The sequence below is a fragment of the Candidatus Pacearchaeota archaeon genome, from assembly GCA_038874355.1.
GTDB lineage: Archaea > Nanobdellota > Nanobdellia > Pacearchaeales > GW2011-AR1 > JAVZCO01.
In genome coordinates this window covers 363,675-381,239 of the sequence record JAVZCO010000001.1, presented here as the reverse complement: position 1 = coordinate 381,239, position 17,565 = coordinate 363,675, and the positions used below count along the sequence as shown (strand labels likewise).

The following is a 17,565-nucleotide window of genomic DNA, read 5'->3' as shown; positions in this document are numbered from 1 at the left end:
ATAAAAATCTTAAAAGATAATATAAAAATATTTTAATAAGTGTTAGGATTATTTTTTAAAATAACTTAAAAAAGATTTTTATGCATTGAGTATAATTAGATTCCTTCTTATAATTATTCAAGGGTTTTAAAAATATCATTCATCCTGTCAATTTTTATAATTAAATTCTTATTATTTCAAAAACGATATTTTAAAAATATCAAACAAAATATTTATAAACTCTCTGTTTGATTTAATTATGAGTTAAAAGCCAGTTTATGGCTTTTCTATTGCCGAAAGGCAAGCTCAAAATAGAAAATAAGGATATGAAAGGATAAAGTTTTTATAAATAAATAATTAAATAATAAAAATTGATATGGCAAGTATATATGAAATAGATCCTGCAGTTTATAATAAGTTTTTAGCAGAAGAATTAAAAAAAATTCAAGAATTTAAAGTTCCTAAATGGAGTTTATTTGTTAAAACATCTGTAGCGAGAGCAAGGCCTCCGGCAGAAAAAGATTGGTGGTATAAAAGAGCAGCATCTATATTAAGACAAATTTATATTAAAGGAGTTGTAGGAGTGAATAGATTAAAGACAAGATACGGCGGAAGAAAAGATAGAGGTATGAAGCCAGCTGAATTTAGAAAAGGTTCTGGTAAGATAATAAGAACTATATTACAACAAGGAGAAAAAGCAGGTTTTTTACAAAAATCACGAGGAAAAAGAAAGGGAAGAGAATTAACAAAAGAAGGAAAAAAATTTTTAGAAGATGTTGCAGAAAAAATAAAAAATAATAATCAAAATATTAAATAGGTAAGAATAAAAAAAATAAAAAATAAAGCTAAAAGATAAAACAAATGAAAATAAAAAAGCGAATAACTTTCGAAAAAATCAGCCGGAAAGTAGAAAATTAAATATGAAGATAAATAAAAAACAAATAAGCTTAAGATGGTAAAAAAATCAAGAACAAAAAAAATAAAATTAGCAGTATACAATAGGAGAACTAAGTGGGCTCCTATTTGGGCAGTTTTAAGAAAATATGGTGTAGGAAAAAAAATACACCCAAGTCAAATGACAAGATTAAAAAGACATTGGACAAGAACAAAATTAAAAATTAAACCAAGAAGAATTCATAAAAAACATTTAGGATAAAATTATATTAAAATGAAAGAAAAAATCAAAAAATGGTAATATCAAAAATTAGAAATAATTATGTTTATTTAGGAAAAATAGAAGGCAAAGAAATATATTATAACAAAAGAGACAAGATATTTTTAGAAGAAACAGATTATAGATATCTTATAAGAATAGAAAAATGTATGGGGTTATTAAATAAAATAATGGAAAATAGTATATAAAAAAATAAAATGACAGAAGAAAATATCATACTTGAAAGAGAGTATATTGTTAATTTAAGGAAATATTGGATAAAAAAAGCATATTACAAAAGAATCAATGCTGCTATAAAAGGATTAAAAAAATTTGTTGCAAGACATATGAGAGTAGAAGATAGAGATATAAAAAAAGTAAAATTAGATAAATGGTTAAACGTAGAAATTTGGAAAAGAAGCAGGAAAAAACCTCCTGCTAAAATAAAAATTAAAGCAAAAAAATTAGATTCTGGAATAGTTAAAGTTGAACTAGCAGAAATACCAGAATATTGGAAATATAGAATAGAAAAAGAAAAGAAAATTTTAGAAGAAGGAGAAAAAATAAGAAAAGAGAAAGAAGAGAAGAAAAAAGAATTAGAAGAAAAGGCAAAAGAAGAATTAAGAAAAGCAGAAGAAGAAGCAAAAGAAGAAATTGAAAAAGAAAAGGCAGAAGAAATAGCTAAGATAGAAGAAGCAAAAGAAAAACATAAAGAGATAAAACATGAAGCAAAAGTGAGCAAAATTAAAAAGCAACCTGTAACAAGAAAAGCATTACAAAAATAGATTGGATTTAAAATAAAAATAATAGAAAAGTCACAAAAGGAAGAAAGTGGAAAAATTATAGCAAAATCTTTTATTTTTCGGTTAATTTATATCAATAATTTTTTAGAATTTAATCTAATCGCACTATTTTAAATTTATTTTAAAATCTATTCTTGAATTATTACTTCGTCTCCAATAAAAAAATTATTTACAATGTACTCTAAACAATCTTTTTTTGCTCTGATACAACCATGAGAACTTTTTTTTCCTATTCCCATATCATTTCTATAACCATGAATTCCTATTCCATTTCCTAAATTAATAAAATAATACCTCAAAGGATTATAAGGATGATCATAAGGAATTACTCCTTTATCATTTACATACTTTTTTGCTTTTTTTGCCCAATCTTTTTCCGGAGGAATCCAATAAGGATCTTTTCTTATTTCTTTTATTTTAAATTTTCCAGTAGGAGTTTCATATTCTTCTTTTCCTATACCAACGAGAAAAGTTTTTATTATTTTATCATTTTCATAAACATATAATTTTCTATCGGATTTATCTATTACTATTCTTTTTAAATTTTTTCCCTTTAAATCTAAAGGAAGAAGGCTTGCTAAAGAAAAATAACCTAAAAACAACAAATTTAATATTTTTTTCATTTTATTATGGGAAGGGGGAGAATCGAACTCCCGACGCCACGGTCTTCAGCCGTGTGCTCTCCCACTGAGCTACCTCCCCATAAAATTTAAAAGAAAAAAAAGTTTTTAAATATATCTTAATAAGTTTATTTTTTAAAACTCTCATATCTTTTACAAAAATTTTTATAAACCTTTTTCACCATATTAATTATTTTTTGATGACTACTATATTAATTTCATTTGAAAAAATGTGATGGCCAATAAATTATTAAAATTTAGGATAGTAGAAATTTTATGTACTTTTATTATGCTTATTAATATATATTAATTTGAACTTCTTTTGTTATATCAATTCCATAAGTCTTTAATCTAACAACAACATACCATCTTACTAAATGAAAAGATCCTGTTAGAGTTCCTATAACATTTAGGATAGTTCTCCCTAAATTATCTTTAACTTGAGATATAATATTAGAAGGAATCATAATAGAGAAATTATAAGGTTCTGGGGTTGAAGTATATATTTTTTCTCCGTCTAATCTTTGGAAGAATTCAAAGACTTTATAACCATCAATATCATCTCCTTTCCTACTTCTTTGCTTTCCAGCAAGTCCAACTACTAGTTCCTCTGCTTTTACAGGTTTTTTTAAATTTAAAAATATTTGACCCTTTATTTCTTCTCCGGGTTTGAATTGAAACTTTTCTAAATTTATTGTTATCATCTTTTTCCTAGATTCAATAAATATAAAAATAACTATAAAAAATATAAAGATAGCAGCTAAAATAAAAATTCCAATCATTAAATCCTAATTCTATTTTTCTTTATAATGGTTCATAACCTACTTTTAATTTTGCTTTATATTTTCCTGATTGACGAAAAGTATGATTAAAATTAACACTGCTATAATAATTTTCATTCCAATCTCCATATATATTACCGTATAAGTTATTATCTTCTCTTAAAATAGTCCAATTAAACCATAAGTTATATCCTTGCAAAGGACTATTTATTGGCTGTGGTTTTGGCAAATCAAAACATTGTAATATTTCTGTATTGCTTGTTACATTATAGCATTCTTTATTAGAAGGACAATTTATACAGATATTATTTTCACATTTAGTACAATTTGATACATATGAAGAAGAACCGTCAAATTCTACTTTTGTTATATTTTGAATTATTATTTCTTTTTTAGGATCTGGTTTAGATATAACTGCAAATACATTTATTCCTTCTTTATAAATATATAAGGATATTGCATCTTCTGAATATTGTTCTCTATTCTTTTCTTTTGCTCTTACTTTTATTATCTTAACTCCAGGTGTATTAAAACTATGTTTTATTATATTACAATTATTATTTAAGCAATTAGTTAAAGTTGTTGTATTTTCATTATTGAAATTCCATGTTATTTCTAATTCGTCATCTACATCTTTATAGAAAAGATTAAAAGATATATCATTATTAACTAAGAATTTATCTTCATTTTCAGGAGATAATATTTTTATATATGGTTTTTCATTATTATAAGAAAGAATTTCTAGTATATCTGATTCATTTTTTATAGTATCATTTAATTTTGCTATAAAATAAACTCCATCACTTTCTCCATTAGAACAATATCTTGCTTTCCATAAAGCAATTGCTTTTCCATTAATAACATTTGCTTTTGCATATCTTGCTTCATTAGGCCAGTCACCAGAACAATCTACATCAAATAAACCTTTATCTACTTCATGAACTTCAAAATTAATTTCCTGTCCGTTATATTCTTCTCCTATATTGTATATCATTAATACACTATCATTTACATTAGTTTTATTTATATAATTTTGATTCATATCAGCCCAGTATGCTATTCCTTTTGGGATTTGTGGTATAGTTATATTACAATTATCTACAGTTATATATCTCACTAGAAGAGTAACATCAGATATATCTATTGTTCCATCATTATTTAAGTCACAAATTTTATTTGATGGACAGTTATTTAACTCTAAAGCAACCTTTAGTAAAAATCCTGTATCTGAAGCATCAATAACTTTATCATCATTATAATCATAAGGATGATTTTCACTAACATTACAACCAAATTCTGTTTGATTTGGTTCTTCTGTTTGATGATATGGTATATTTTCGGCTATTAATGACTTACAACAAATTTTTATTGGAAAAGTGTTATATAACAATAATTTTCCTAGAATATCTGATGCTATATTAGTTGTTTTATTTTCTTTCGTATCTGAAAAATAAACATTTACAAAAGGATTATTACTACTTACGATAAATTCTTGTGATAAATTAGAATTTTTTTCTAAATATATTTCTCCTCCTCTTAAATAAACGTCGCTTGTTCCAGCAACTTGAACGATAATAGTTTGATTACCAATAGGAGGATTATCTATTCTCATCTCTCCTATTCTAACCATACTCTTATCTAAAGAAGGCAGGTATAAATCTCCTCTGCTTTTATTATAATAATATCCTTTACAACCAAAATTATTAGGAATTATATAATCGCCGGTTTCATTATAATTTACATAATAAAGATGATGAAGAAACATATAATTGCTTTGATAACTTGAATTACATAATCCATTCGGTGTAGATATACACATTCTAACCATACCACAAATAGCAATTGTACTTGCTTTTTGAAATAATTTTATTGCTTTTGTATTATTATCTATATAAATATTAGCAGAACTGATTGTAACAAAATTATTAACATCTTTACTGCCACTATAAGAATAACCAACAAAATTATCCATTAAAGATTCGCTAATTACACTATCTGGAATTTTTCCAAATTTTTTTATTTCTTTTTCTGCATATTCTTTTCTTATTTCTTTTGATTCTTTTATTTTCTCAGAATATTCTCTTTTATCTTCTCTATATACTGCTGCTAATCCAACTTTGTTTGGTGTTCTAATTTGTGTAACATTATATATATTTATATCATTTTTGTATATACCGTAAGTAATGATAATATTACTTGATAATTGTTGTTTGTATAAAACTTTTATACTAACATTATCCCCTTTATTTGCTTGAAATGTTTTTGTAGTTTGCCGGTAAGGAAAATAAGAAAGATAATTAGAAGGAGGTTCCATAATATTTACATATGTATCGGTTTGTACAATCATGGTTTTATTTTCTATTTTATCTGTTAATATTATTGTTTTTTCATAATTTTTAACATGCGATATATTTTCTTTTGATGTTCCTTTAATCTCTAAAATAAATGAACTAAAATTAATTGGTATCTCTAAAAGAGCATTTGTCTCTTTAGATAATCTTATAATCTCTTTATAATTTGTGCCAAGAGAATCACAAGATTGATTTGTAGAGTTACATTCTAAATCTCCATAACAAACGTTAACCGGGTAATTATTTAGAGAGGGAATCTCTGCAAGAGCGTTTTTTGTCAAAGATAGCCCAATAACTTTATTATTTTTTATACATTCATGAGAATTTTGTTCAGGATAATTGACTCCGAATATATTTTGGTAACAGATTGGATAAAGATAATTTTCTGTTTCATTCCAAATTTCTGCATAAGCATTTGTTATATTAGAAACTTTCATTATGGTCTGATTATCTGAACAATTAAGTAAAGGACAGTTATTAGAATAAATCCAATTTTGAAGAAGATTAACATCAGATATATCTATTATTCCATCATTATTTAGGTCACAAATTTTATTTGATTGACAATTACTTAATTCAATAGATACTTGAAGTAAAGAATTAACATCATAAATATCAATTATATTATCATTGTTGTAATCATAAGAAGGATTAGAAGGAGGTATTAAACAAGTAGCTGTAATATTTTCTGGTAACAGTGCATATGAACAAATAAAACAAAATAATAACAATAATATCTCTTTTTTCATTTTATTATTATTTTAATAATAGAAAAATTAATTTATAAATTTTTGTTTTTTTATTTATATTATTTATTATACATTAAAAATACAAAGTCAAAAAAAAGAAAAACTTTTAAATGTAAAAGTACATTTTTTTATGCGAGTTGGATAGCCAACTTCGGAACCTGTTGTTAAATCAACAAGCCTTGAAAAAGTAATCAAGGCTGGTTCTGAGGAAAGTCCGCACACCTTGTCTCTTCTAAAAGAGACAACTCTTGTTAAAGAGGGCTGTCTTCCGAAAGGAAGATACTCGTGAGAGTAAGCTCTGGAACAGAAACGACACAGCTCTTGTAGAGTAATGAATTATGCAAAGAACTATGAAACAAGAGATATGATGAAACGGCCAACTCAGTCGGTGCAACTCTTTTAAGAGGCATAGTCGAATGTTGGCACAATCCGTCTGTTCAGGCAGGGATTGACAGAATGCGGCTTATATCCAACTCACATATTTAAATTTTTTATAATCATTTATTTTTGTAATATACAAAAGATGTATAAAAGTATCTTTAAGTTAAAATATATCTACAAAAGATAATATTGAAAATTAATAATTTTTTTAAAATCTACTTTATTTATTATTTTATGAAGAAAAATAAAAATGAAATAATAGAATTTTTTGATTATTTAATAAATACTCTCAACATTCCTGTATTAAGAAATAATAAACCAAATTTTATTATTGAAAGAGGAGATTTTTTGAATGTTATAGCCCAACCAATAAAAAAGCAATTAGAAGAAATAATAGAAAAAACTATAACAGAAGAAGAAATGGATTACATTATAAATTTTGGTGAAAGAATAAAAGAAATTTTAGAAAAGAATAATTCTCCTTATTTTTTTTATGAATTATTAAATAAAAATTTTTTAGGAATTATAGATAATGATTCTATTTTGAAAGATTATAATTTCTATAAATCAGAAATTTCTTCTATAGAAGAGGAAAAAGATATAAAAATAGTAAAAGTAAAAGTTTTAAATAGGTTAGAAAATGCAAAAAATATAAATTATATAAAAAAAGGGTCTAATTTAGAAAATTGTTCTAATACTTCTTGTTTAGTTGTTAATTCGGAAGGAAAAAATATTGAATATAGAATAGGAAAAGAATATGATGTACAAGTAACTGGAATAACAAAAATTGGAAATGTTTATGTAAGTTTTATAACAAAAGATTTGGGAAAAACTGTAGACAACAAAGAAGTAAATTTAAAAATAGTTTATAGATCTTATCCAAAGAGATTAAAATTTCCAACAAATATTAAAATAAAAGTAAAAAGAATAATAAATGAAAAAGATTTAATAAAAATAAAGGCATATCCTTCAAGAGAAGATTTATATTAATTAAAGAAGAATTTTTAAATAATAAAATCATTCAATAATATGGATAATAAAAAGAAAATTAATAAAATTTTTATATTTTTCTTTATTTTATTTATTGTTTTTTCTGTTGCTTTCATTGGAAGTGTATTCACTTCCTCTTCTGTTAAAACAGAATGGTATGAAAGTATAAAACCAGGAATAACTCCTCCTAATTTTATCTTTGTTATAGTTTGGAATATTCTATTTTTTTTAATATCTTTATCTATATATTTTTCTTGGATTTCTTCAAATAAAAATGAAAAGAAAATAATATTAATAGTATATGGAATTAATTTTTTTCTTAATATCTTATGGACTTTTATTTATTTTGTTTTAAAAAATCCATTATTATCTTTTTTTGAAATAATATTCCTCTTCTTTTCTATAATAATATTAATAAAAGTTTCTTATAAAATTAATAAAGTTTCTTCTTACCTTCTTATCCCTTACTTTTTATGGATAATTTTTGCTTCTTATTTAAACTTTCTTTCTATTAAATAATCATTAATTAGGTTAAATATTTAAATGAAAAATTTATTTTATGTATATGATTAATAAAAGAGGACTTAGTGAAGAACAAGCAAAAAAGAATTTAGAAATTTATGGATTTAATGAAATAAAAGAAACTTTTATCGTATCGCCAATAAGAATATTTTTAAGACAATTAATAAATAATTATATAATCTATTTATTATTAGTAGCGGCAATTTTATCTTTTATTGTAAATAAAAATATAACAGCATACACAATAATTTTTATAATTTTTCTTATAACATTAACTGGTTTTTTTCAAGAATTCAAAGCAGAAAAAGCAATAAAATCTTTGAAGAGCATATTAATGCCTGTTTCTATAGTAGTAAGAGATGGAAAGGAAAAAGAAATTCCTTCTAGAGAAATAGTACCTCAAGATATTCTTATATTAAGAAGTGGGGAAAAAGTTCCTGCTGATTGTATAATATTAGAAGAAAAAAATCTTTATGTTGATGAATCTATTTTAACTGGAGAATCAAAAGAAATTAAAAAATTTCCAATAAAAAGTGAAAAGAAATATTCTGAAAAAGAATGTCTATTTGCCGGTTCTTTAATTCTGAGCGGAAAATGTATAGCAAAAGTAATTCACACTGGAATGAACACAAGATTTGGAAAAATAGCAAATATGATCTCCAAAGCAGAAAAAGAATTGCCTTTACAAAAAAAAATAAATAAAATAGCAAAATATATGGTTTATGTTGCCATAATTTTTTCTGTCCTTACAGGAATTTTAATGATAGCGACACAACAAAAAACACAAACTCTTTTTATTGATGCTTTAATATTAATTATTGCACTTGCGGTTTCTGCTTTTCCAGAAGGATTTCCTGTTGTTTTAACTACAGCATTAGCGACTGGAGTTTATAGAATGTCTAAAAAAAATGCTATTGTTAATAGAATGTCTATAATTGAAACATTAGGAGAAACAACAGTAATATGCTCTGATAAAACTGGAACAATAACAACAGGAGAAATGACTGTAAGCAAAATATTTTGTAATAATGAAATTATTGAAGTTAGTGGAATTGGTTATGAAGGTAAAGGAGATTTTTTTATTAATGGAAAAAAAATAGATCCTCTAAATAATAATGTTTTATCTCTTTTGATAAAATCTTCTGTTTTATGTAATGATTCTTTTATTACAAGAACGGGTGAAGATTATGTATATAATATAAATGGAAGTGCTACAGAAGGCGCTTTATTGATTATGGCTGCAAAAGCATCTATTCATAAAGAAGATTTAAATGCAAAAAGAATAGAAGAGATTCCTTTTGATTCTAAAAAGAAAATGATGTCTGTTTTGTGTAATTTAGAAAATAAAAGTTATGTTTTTTCAAAAGGTGCCTTAGAAATAATATTGAGCAAGTGTAATAGAATACTAAGAGATAATGGAATTTTTAGTTTAACAAATATAGAGAAAAAAAATATTTTAAAAATGAATAAAAAATTTACTTCTTCTTCATTGAGGACTTTAGCAATTGCTTACAAAGAAATAAACTCTTTTGATAAAGACAAATTTGAAGGGGATTTAGTATTCTTGGGATTTGTTGGAATAGAAGATCCCCCTAGAGAAGAAGTAAAAGAGGCTATAAAATCTTGTTATAGGGCTGGAATTGAAGTAAAGATGATAACAGGAGATGATAAAGAAACCGCAATAGCAACAGCAAAAAAAATTAATTTAAGAGAAGGAAGAGTCATAACGGGTCAGGAACTCGAAGAAATTACAGACGAAGAATTAGAAAGAATAATAAAAGAAATAGTAATCTTTGCTAGAGTTAATCCAGAACATAAATTAAGGATAGTTAAAGCACTAAAAGCAAATAAGGAAATTGTAACAATGACTGGAGATGGTGTTAATGATGCTCCTGCTTTAAAAGAGGCTCATATTGGTGTTGCAATGGGAAAAAAAGGAACAGATGTTTCTAGGGAGGTTTCTGATTTAGTATTAAAAGATGACAATTTTGCAACAATTGTAGAAGCAATAAAAGAAGGAAGAACAATTTTCAAAAATATAAGAAAATTTGTTAGTTATCAACTATCTTGCAATCTTGCAGAACTTATGATTCTTTTTATTGGTGTTCTATTAGCACCTATTTTAGGATGGCAAATTCCTTTATTGTTAGCAATACAGATATTATTTATGAACCTAGTTACAGACGATTTACCTGCAATAACCTTAGCATTAACTCCTTACTCTAGTGATATAATGGAAGAGAAACCTAGAAAGAATAGAGATATATTAAATAAGGATTTGATAAAATGGTTTTGTAGTGCTGGTATTTTAATAGCGTTTTTTACATTAATCTCTTTTTATATTTCATTTAATATTTTAAAACAAGATGTTGTTTTTGCAAGAACAACTGCTCTTACTACTTTAATCTTATTAGAAATTTTTAATGCTTATAATTTTATGTCTTTTAGAAAAAAAGTTTCTTTTAAATCATTTAAAGCAAATATTTACTTATTTTATGCATCTATAATATCTTTGTTAGCGACTTTAGTTATAATTTACACTCCTTTAAATAAAGTATTTGAAACTATAAGTATAAAAAGAATAGATTGGATTATTTCTATTTTGTTTGGATTTTTACTAATTATTATATTTAATATTTTGAAAGAGCAAAATAATAAAAAATTATATTTTAAATTAGATAACTAAAATGTTAATTTTAGGAATTGACGATGCTGGAAGAGGTCCTGTTATTGGACCTATGGTAATAGCTGGTGTCTTAATAGAATGGGGGCAAGAAACTAAAATGAAAGAAATTGGAATAAGAGATAGTAAAATGCTAACTTCTAAAAGAAGAGAGTTTCTTTATGAAAAAATAAAAAAAAATGTTATTGATTATGAAATTATAAAAATAGAACCATTTGAAATAGACGGAAGAAATAGTGTGGGAATAAATCTCAACAAATTAGAAGCAATAAAAATGTCAGAAATAATAAATAAAATTGTAGACAGAGTTAAAAGATATGATGGAAAAGAAAAAATAAGAGTAATTATAGATTGTCCTTCTAATAATATAAAGCAATGGAAAGCATATTTAGAAAAATATATAGAAAAAAAAGAAATTTTAGAGATAAAGGCAGAGTGGAAAGCAGATGTGAATCATGTTGTTGTTGGGGCTGCTTCTATTCTTGCAAAGGTTACGAGAGATAAAGAAATTGAAAAAATAAAAAAACATGTAGGAATCGATTTTGGGAGTGGTTACCCAAGCGATCCTATAACTTGTAAATTTTTACAAGAACATTTTCAAAAGTACAAAAAAGACGGAATATTTCGAGAAACTTGGCAAACCTGGAAGGACTTATGTAATATTAAAAAACAGAAAAAATTGGATGATTTTTAAAAATTTTTAAGAAAAAATTATTGCTAATTATTTTTTCATACACATCTTGCATTTCCTATATCCTCTTTTCTTAAAAAATGATTCTGTGTTGCTATGCTCTTTATATTTATTCTTAATTAATTTTCCTAATTTACAATTTCTTTTATGGAATATTTTTGTCTGAGTTGAACCAACATAATCAAATTTAGGAATATTCAATTTTTTTGTTTTTTTGATATAAACATTTTTCCTAACAACAACTTTCTTTTCAACAGGTTTTTCAATTATTCTTGTTTCATAAACTTTCACTTCTCTTATCTTTTTTGTCCTGACTAATAAAGGAGAAATAATAAGATAAATTAAAATCAATATTCCAACAAATAACATTTTTTGAGCATCAGTAAAATCAAAAAGATAAAGAGTAATTATTGCTAGAAATATGAATAAACAAGCTACAAAAACAGATATAACAAATCCTATAAAATATCCAGAACTTTTTTCTCTCACTTCCGGTTCAGAATACTTAATTTCTTCACTCATGTAACTACTAAGTAATTACTATATTTAAATGTTTTGGTGAAGATAAAAGCCTAAATAGTGTAAATATTATATTGGAATTAAGAAATAATTGTTTGTTGAGTTCTTAATTTCTCGCCACGAATTCTTTTATTGGGAAATATATTATTCTCATGTATTTTAATTTATCAATCATATCGTCAACTTCTTTTTTGCTAAGTTTTGATGTTTTGTAAATCTCTTTAACAGGAACAAGATATCCATACTTATCTTCTAATTTTTTTATTAAATTAAGAATATCTTTTTCTTCTTTTTTCAAATCCGATTTTAATATTTTTTTGAATTTTATTTCCAGAAGTTTTCTCTCTTTAGATAGAAGCTTTTGCCATTTTCTTAAACTTTTGCTTGCTTCTATTCTTGTTTCTTTTATTTTTTTATTTAAGTTTTTCTCTTTCATTTTTTTATTATTCACAATTATTATCTTATAAACATTTTGTGATTATTATAGAGAGGTAGAAAGAAAAAATATATAAAAATAATTTTTATATTTATTAATTAATCACTTTTCAATTCAAGTATTCTTATATCTTTATCGTTTCTAATTTATTTTATAATTGAAAAATATTTATTAATAAGAATACTTTTCCTTCTTTTCTATTTTTTCAAAAAAATTTGAAGTTATTAATATATTTATGTATTTACTAATTTTAATTTATTTATGAATTAAATTGACACTTTTAATTTTTTTTCTTTAATTTTTCTTCTATTCCCTTAATCATCATTTCTCTACCAATCCCTTCGGCAGTTTCTTCTGCTAGAACTTGATTAATATCTTTTCCTTCTTTAATAGCTTTATCAATAGATTTCATTAGATTTAAAGAATAAAACAAGTGAGGACGAACAATTTCATCATTTCTAATATTTTCTAAGATATATAAATCAATAATTTGAGAATAAAATTCTGGTTTTAACTTATGTTGTCGCATAATATCGAGGCATCTTTCTATATATTCTTTTCCTTTGTTAGAATATTGTTGATTAGGTGGTTCAACAATATCAAATAATCCAGACTCTCTTGTAAGATAAGATGCGATATCATTAGTATCATATGTAGAAAATCTATTTGAAAAATCTACACTTGAACCATAAAATTTTATTTTATCTACATTTTTTTCTATAAACCCTCCTGCTGTTAAGAATCTTGAAAGACCTTCATGTAAAGGTATAAATTGTCTACTAATTTCCTTAGTTAAAATCTCTTCTAAATATTCTTCTACAATTTTTCTATGCATATCAAAAGGCAATCTAACAATATCAATTGTACTTAAGTCCCCTTCATCATAATATGTTTGTAAAATAACATATTTTTTTTCTTTTGATAATTTACCTTCTAAATCTGATAGCGCGATTCTTACAAGAATTAAACCTATATCTTCTGGTTTTGAAATAGAATTTTCAGATTTTAATAAATAGAAAGCATTTTTTTTAAAATCTAAATTATTCTCTTTACTATATTTATGTAAAGCCATTTCCCATGATTCTATTTGAAAGGAATACAATTCTTTGGCGTCAAATTTTTGAATCATTTTATTTACCATATATTTAATAAGAAATTAGGGTTTATAAAACTTTCTTTTTTTACTACTACAAAGGAATAAACAAATATTAACATATTTTTTAACTTTTCATAAAAATTAAAAATAATAGCGGGGGCGGGATTTGAACCACGCGACCTTGGGGTTATGAGCCCCACGAGCTAACCAGGCTGCTCCACCCCGCTATAAAAAGAATTTATATGAAAATATATTATTCTATACTTTTAAATCTTTTCTTTATTTAACAAATAAATTTATAATCATAAAAAAATTATATTTCAAAATGACAGGTAAAAGTGAAGGAAAATATGAATTAAAAAATGCTAAAGTTTATATTCATGAAGAAGGAAAAAGCAATGCTAAAATAACTCATATTGATATAGAACATCCTCTAATAAATGAAATAATAAAACCAAAAGAATCAACTTATGCTGCTGGAAAAGAAGGTGGCTGTTTTATTGGATTAAGAAAAGAAATGTTAGAAAGAGTAAAAAAGGTAATAAAAAAATTTCAAAAATAAAGTTAAATTAATAATAAAATTTAAAAGTAAAAAAAATTAATATAAAATTATGCCCGCATCGCATAGTGGTATTGCAGCGGATTGCTAATCCGCGCCCTTCGGGGCTCGCAGGTTCGATTCCTGCTGCGGGCGCTTGAAAATTTTCTAATTAAAAAACTTCTAAATACATTTTTTAAAACAAGATAAAATATTAGCTAGATACATTAAGAGTCTATTACTATTTTAAAAATAAAAAAGAAATATTTATATAGAGAATAAGATGAATGAAGTTTATATTAAATGAAAAAGAAAAATTGATATTATAAAGATTAATGATATAAAATGAAGAGTTATGTAAAATATTTAACAATAAGAACAGAAAAAAAGAAAGATTTTGTTAATATAACTGAAGAAGTCGAAAAAGCTGTTAGAGAATCTGATATTGAGGATGGTTTATGTTTGGTTAATAGTATGCATATAACCTCAAGTGTTTTTATTAATGATGAAGAATGTGGATTAAAAAAGGATTTTATGAATTGGTTAGAAAAACTGGCTCCAGAAGGAAATTACGAACACCATAAAACTGGAGAAACAAATGCAGACGCGCATTTAAAAAGAACAATTATGGGAAGAGAGGTTGTTATTGCAATAACTAACGGTAGATTAGATTTAGGTCCTTGGGAACAAATATTTTATGGAGAGTTTGACGGGCAAAGAAATAAAAAAGTTTTAATAAAAATTATAGGAGATTGAAATTAAAAAATTGAAGAATGGAGAGAATAAATAATAATTTTTATAGAATTTTAATAATAAAAAGTTACGAAAAATAATAAAATATAAAAAATAAAAAAAGCTTACAAAAAAATAAACAAAAACTTAAAATTTTTTTATTAAAGAAATATTTATAAACTTTAAAAATTTCTTTTTTAAGAAAAAATGGTAAAAAAAAGAGGGAATAAAAAAGAGTGCTGTTTAGAAATAAAAGATATTAGTTGTTTTAATCTTTTTTTAATTAAAGTTAGTGTTTTTTTCTTTACCTTATTTATTGTAAGCTTATTAAATATAAATGCTATAAATAATATAATAAAATTAAGATGGATATGGTTTATTTTATCTTTGATTTTTGTAATTAAACCTATAAAAAATTTAAAAAAATGAAAAAAAGAGCTGCTATTGAATTAAGTATAGGAACTATTGTTATAATAGTTTTGGCTATGACTATGTTAATTATGGGATTAGTTTTAATAAAAACGATCTTTTCTGGAGCAAGATATAATGTAGATACTATAAATGATAAAGTAAAAGAACAAATAAACAAAATGTTTTCTGAAGATGATTCAAATCCTATTATTACTTATTTAGCAAATAATAAAGCAACAGTAAAAAGAGGAAATGAATTTGGTGTTGCTATAGGAATAAAAAATTTAGATAGTGGTAATCAAGCAAGCAAGTTTAAATATGAAGTAAAATTAGGAGAAGATTCTAGTGAATTAAAAAAGCAATGTGGGATAACAGAAAAAGAAGCTATGGAGTTGATATTAAAAGGAAAAACAGATGAGTTTACAATTAGGCCTGGAGATTATAGCTATGGTTTAATAAGAATAGTTACAGAAAAAGAAAGTCCTATTTGTATGATAAGATATAGAATAGAATTGTATAAAAACGGTCAACCGTATGCTTCTACTTTTTTTGACTTAGAGATAAAATAGGGAAAATAAAAAATTTATTTTGTATATAAAAAAACTTAAAATAAATAGATTAAAATCCATATAAAACAATTGATTAATAAATTTTTTTTGATTTTATAAAAAATAAATAAATCAATTTTTTAATTTAAATATTTCAAAAAGATTTTTATATTCTTATTTTTTTATTGAAATATGAAAAAAACAAGAGAAAAAATAAAATTTTACAATACTTTATCAAGAAAAAAAGAAATCTTTAAGCCAATAAATGAGAAAGAAGTAACTATGTATAACTGCGGGCCAACAGTTTATTCTTATCAGCATATAGGAAATTTAAAAGCATATATTTTTGCTGATATATTGAGAAGAACATTAGAATATAATGGATATAATGTAAAACAGGTAATAAATGTTACTGATGTTGGACATTTAACAAGTGATGCTGATGAAGGAGAAGATAAAATAGAAAAAGCAGCAGAAAAAGAAAAAAAAACAGCAAAAGAAATAGCAGAATATTATTTTTCTATTTTTAAAGAAGATTTAAAAAAACTTAACATAAAAGAACCAAAAGTATGGTGTAAAGCAACAGAACATATTTCTGATATGATTGAATTAATAAAAAAATTAGAGGAAAGGGGATACACTTACAAGACATCTGATGGAATATATTTTGATACTTCTAAATTTAAAGATTATGAAAAATTAGCAAGATTAAAAATAAAAGGTTTGCAAGCAGGAAAAAGAATAAATATGGGGGAAAAAAGAAATAAAACCGACTTTGCATTATGGAAATTTTCTCCTAAAGATAAAAAAAGACAACAAGAATGGGAAAGCCCTTTTGGTAAAGGCTTTCCAGGTTGGCACATAGAATGTTCAGCTATGAGTATGAAATATTTAGGAGAAACAATAGATATTCATACTGGTGGTATAGATCATATACCGGTTCATCATACAAACGAAATAGCACAAAGTGAAGCAGCAACAGGAAAAAAATTTGTGAATTATTGGCTTCATGAAAATTTTTTAACATTCAAAGGAAAAAAGATAAGCAAAAGTACTGGCGGCTTATACACATTAAAAGAATTAGAAGAAATGGGTTTTGAGCCTATGATTTATAGGTATTTTATATTAAGAGGACATTATAGAAAACCTTTAGACTTTTCTATAGAGATATTAAAAAATGAAAAAAACTCTTATAAAAGATTAAAAAACATTATTTCAGAAGTAAAAGACGACGGAAAAATAAATAAGAAGTATCTAAATCAATTTATAAAAGCAATAAATGATGATTTAAACACTCCAAAAGCATTACAGGTTTTATGGAATTTAGTTAGAGATAAAAAAGCAAATGGAAAGTATAGAACAATTCAAGAGATAGATAAAGTATTAGGATTGAATTTATTAGAAAAAGAAAGAATAGATGTTTCAGAAGATATAAAAAAAATGATAGAAGAGAGAGAAAAAGCAAGAAAAGAAAAAAATTTTGAATTAGCAGACAAAATTAGAGAAAAAATAAGAGAAAAAGGATATATTATAGATGATACAAAAGAAGGGACAAAGATAAGGAAAATAAGTTAAAAAAAT

19 protein-coding genes, 3 tRNA genes and 1 other RNA gene are annotated in these 17,565 nt (G+C 24.4%); 15 read left to right on the top strand and 8 right to left on the bottom strand.

Translation table 11 applies throughout. The annotated features are described in order from the left end of the window. Window positions 1-355: 355 nt before the first annotated feature. The 4 genes from QW117_02335 (at window position 356) to QW117_02320 (ending at window position 1,917) form a co-directional block, all read left to right on the top strand. Window positions 356-796, top strand: coding sequence for a 30S ribosomal protein S19e (locus tag QW117_02335; GenBank protein ID MEM3405789.1), 441 nt, complete (start codon window positions 356-358; stop codon window positions 794-796). A 135-nt stretch (window positions 797-931) separates the two neighbouring features. Next, window positions 932-1,135 carry a hypothetical protein gene (locus QW117_02330; GenBank protein ID MEM3405788.1) on the top strand — a complete coding sequence of 68 codons (204 nt, stop codon included), beginning with the start codon at window positions 932-934 and terminating at the stop codon, window positions 1,133-1,135. 32 nt (window positions 1,136-1,167) lie between these two features. Further along, entirely contained in the window at window positions 1,168-1,341 is a 174-nt protein-coding gene (locus tag QW117_02325) for a hypothetical protein (GenBank protein MEM3405787.1), read from the top strand. Window positions 1,342-1,350: 9 nt separating this feature from the next. Further along, entirely contained in the window at window positions 1,351-1,917 is a 567-nt protein-coding gene (locus QW117_02320; GenBank protein MEM3405786.1) for a 50S ribosomal protein L31e, read from the top strand. A gap of 146 nt (window positions 1,918-2,063) precedes the next feature. On the opposite strand, the gene QW117_02315 is transcribed toward QW117_02320, so the two are convergent. From QW117_02315 to QW117_02300, 4 genes are all read right to left on the bottom strand, one after another. Then, the gene (locus QW117_02315) at window positions 2,064-2,558 is read right to left on the bottom strand and encodes a L,D-transpeptidase (GenBank protein ID MEM3405785.1); all 495 of its coding nucleotides are present in this window, start codon (window positions 2,556-2,558) and stop codon (window positions 2,064-2,066) included. A 7-nt stretch (window positions 2,559-2,565) separates the two neighbouring features. Continuing rightward, window positions 2,566-2,637 (bottom strand) — tRNA-Phe (locus QW117_02310). 214 nt (window positions 2,638-2,851) lie between these two features. Then, window positions 2,852-3,259: a hypothetical protein gene (locus QW117_02305; GenBank protein ID MEM3405784.1), complete on the bottom strand. Its 408-nt coding sequence runs from the start codon at window positions 3,257-3,259 to the stop codon at window positions 2,852-2,854. 100 nt (window positions 3,260-3,359) lie between these two features. Beyond that, window positions 3,360-6,437: a hypothetical protein gene (locus QW117_02300; GenBank protein MEM3405783.1), complete on the bottom strand. Its 3,078-nt coding sequence runs from the start codon at window positions 6,435-6,437 to the stop codon at window positions 3,360-3,362. A gap of 134 nt (window positions 6,438-6,571) precedes the next feature. Here QW117_02300 and rnpB point away from each other — a divergent pair. The 5 genes from rnpB (at window position 6,572) to rnhB (ending at window position 11,707) form a co-directional block, all read left to right on the top strand. After that, an RNA gene (rnpB, locus tag QW117_02295) (RNase P RNA component) lies at window positions 6,572-6,913 on the top strand. A 139-nt stretch (window positions 6,914-7,052) separates the two neighbouring features. After that, window positions 7,053-7,808 carry a hypothetical protein gene (locus tag QW117_02290; GenBank protein MEM3405782.1) on the top strand — a complete coding sequence of 252 codons (756 nt, stop codon included), beginning with the start codon at window positions 7,053-7,055 and terminating at the stop codon, window positions 7,806-7,808. Window positions 7,809-7,847: 39 nt separating this feature from the next. Next, window positions 7,848-8,327: a TspO/MBR family protein gene (locus QW117_02285; protein MEM3405781.1), complete on the top strand. Its 480-nt coding sequence runs from the start codon at window positions 7,848-7,850 to the stop codon at window positions 8,325-8,327. 46 nt (window positions 8,328-8,373) lie between these two features. Then, window positions 8,374-11,016, top strand: coding sequence for a cation-transporting P-type ATPase (locus tag QW117_02280; GenBank protein ID MEM3405780.1), 2,643 nt, complete (start codon window positions 8,374-8,376; stop codon window positions 11,014-11,016). 1 nt (window position 11,017) lies between these two features. Further along, window positions 11,018-11,707, top strand: coding sequence for a ribonuclease HII (rnhB, locus tag QW117_02275; protein MEM3405779.1), 690 nt, complete (start codon window positions 11,018-11,020; stop codon window positions 11,705-11,707). A gap of 27 nt (window positions 11,708-11,734) precedes the next feature. Here rnhB and QW117_02270 read toward each other — a convergent pair whose 3' ends face one another. The 4 genes from QW117_02270 to QW117_02255 form a co-directional block, all read right to left on the bottom strand. Continuing rightward, window positions 11,735-12,226, bottom strand: a complete 492-nt coding sequence (locus QW117_02270) for a hypothetical protein (protein ID MEM3405778.1) — start codon at window positions 12,224-12,226, stop codon at window positions 11,735-11,737. A 103-nt stretch (window positions 12,227-12,329) separates the two neighbouring features. Further along, on the bottom strand, window positions 12,330-12,659 hold the full coding sequence (locus QW117_02265) for a hypothetical protein (protein ID MEM3405777.1): 330 nt from the start codon (window positions 12,657-12,659) through the stop codon (window positions 12,330-12,332). A 280-nt stretch (window positions 12,660-12,939) separates the two neighbouring features. Next, window positions 12,940-13,800, bottom strand: coding sequence for a hypothetical protein (locus QW117_02260; GenBank protein MEM3405776.1), 861 nt, complete (start codon window positions 13,798-13,800; stop codon window positions 12,940-12,942). Between the two features lie 106 nt (window positions 13,801-13,906). Beyond that, window positions 13,907-13,982 (bottom strand) — tRNA-Met (locus tag QW117_02255). 98 nt (window positions 13,983-14,080) lie between these two features. Here QW117_02255 and QW117_02250 point away from each other — a divergent pair. From QW117_02250 to cysS, 6 genes are all read left to right on the top strand, one after another. Then, entirely contained in the window at window positions 14,081-14,317 is a 237-nt protein-coding gene (locus QW117_02250) for a hypothetical protein (GenBank protein MEM3405775.1), read from the top strand. A 51-nt stretch (window positions 14,318-14,368) separates the two neighbouring features. Further along, window positions 14,369-14,449 (top strand) — tRNA-Ser (locus QW117_02245). 189 nt (window positions 14,450-14,638) lie between these two features. Further along, on the top strand, window positions 14,639-15,049 hold the full coding sequence (locus QW117_02240; GenBank protein MEM3405774.1) for a secondary thiamine-phosphate synthase enzyme YjbQ: 411 nt from the start codon (window positions 14,639-14,641) through the stop codon (window positions 15,047-15,049). Window positions 15,050-15,232: 183 nt separating this feature from the next. Beyond that, entirely contained in the window at window positions 15,233-15,454 is a 222-nt protein-coding gene (locus QW117_02235) for a hypothetical protein (protein MEM3405773.1), read from the top strand. Further along, complete coding sequence (locus tag QW117_02230; protein ID MEM3405772.1) at window positions 15,451-16,005, top strand: hypothetical protein; 555 nt, start codon at window positions 15,451-15,453, stop codon at window positions 16,003-16,005. The genes QW117_02235 and QW117_02230 overlap by 4 nt, the downstream gene beginning before the upstream one ends. A 171-nt stretch (window positions 16,006-16,176) precedes the next feature. Further along, a complete protein-coding gene (gene cysS, locus QW117_02225) occupies window positions 16,177-17,559 on the top strand; it encodes a cysteine--tRNA ligase (protein MEM3405771.1) in 1,383 nt (460 codons plus the stop codon). Window positions 17,560-17,565: the final 6 nt, after the last annotated feature.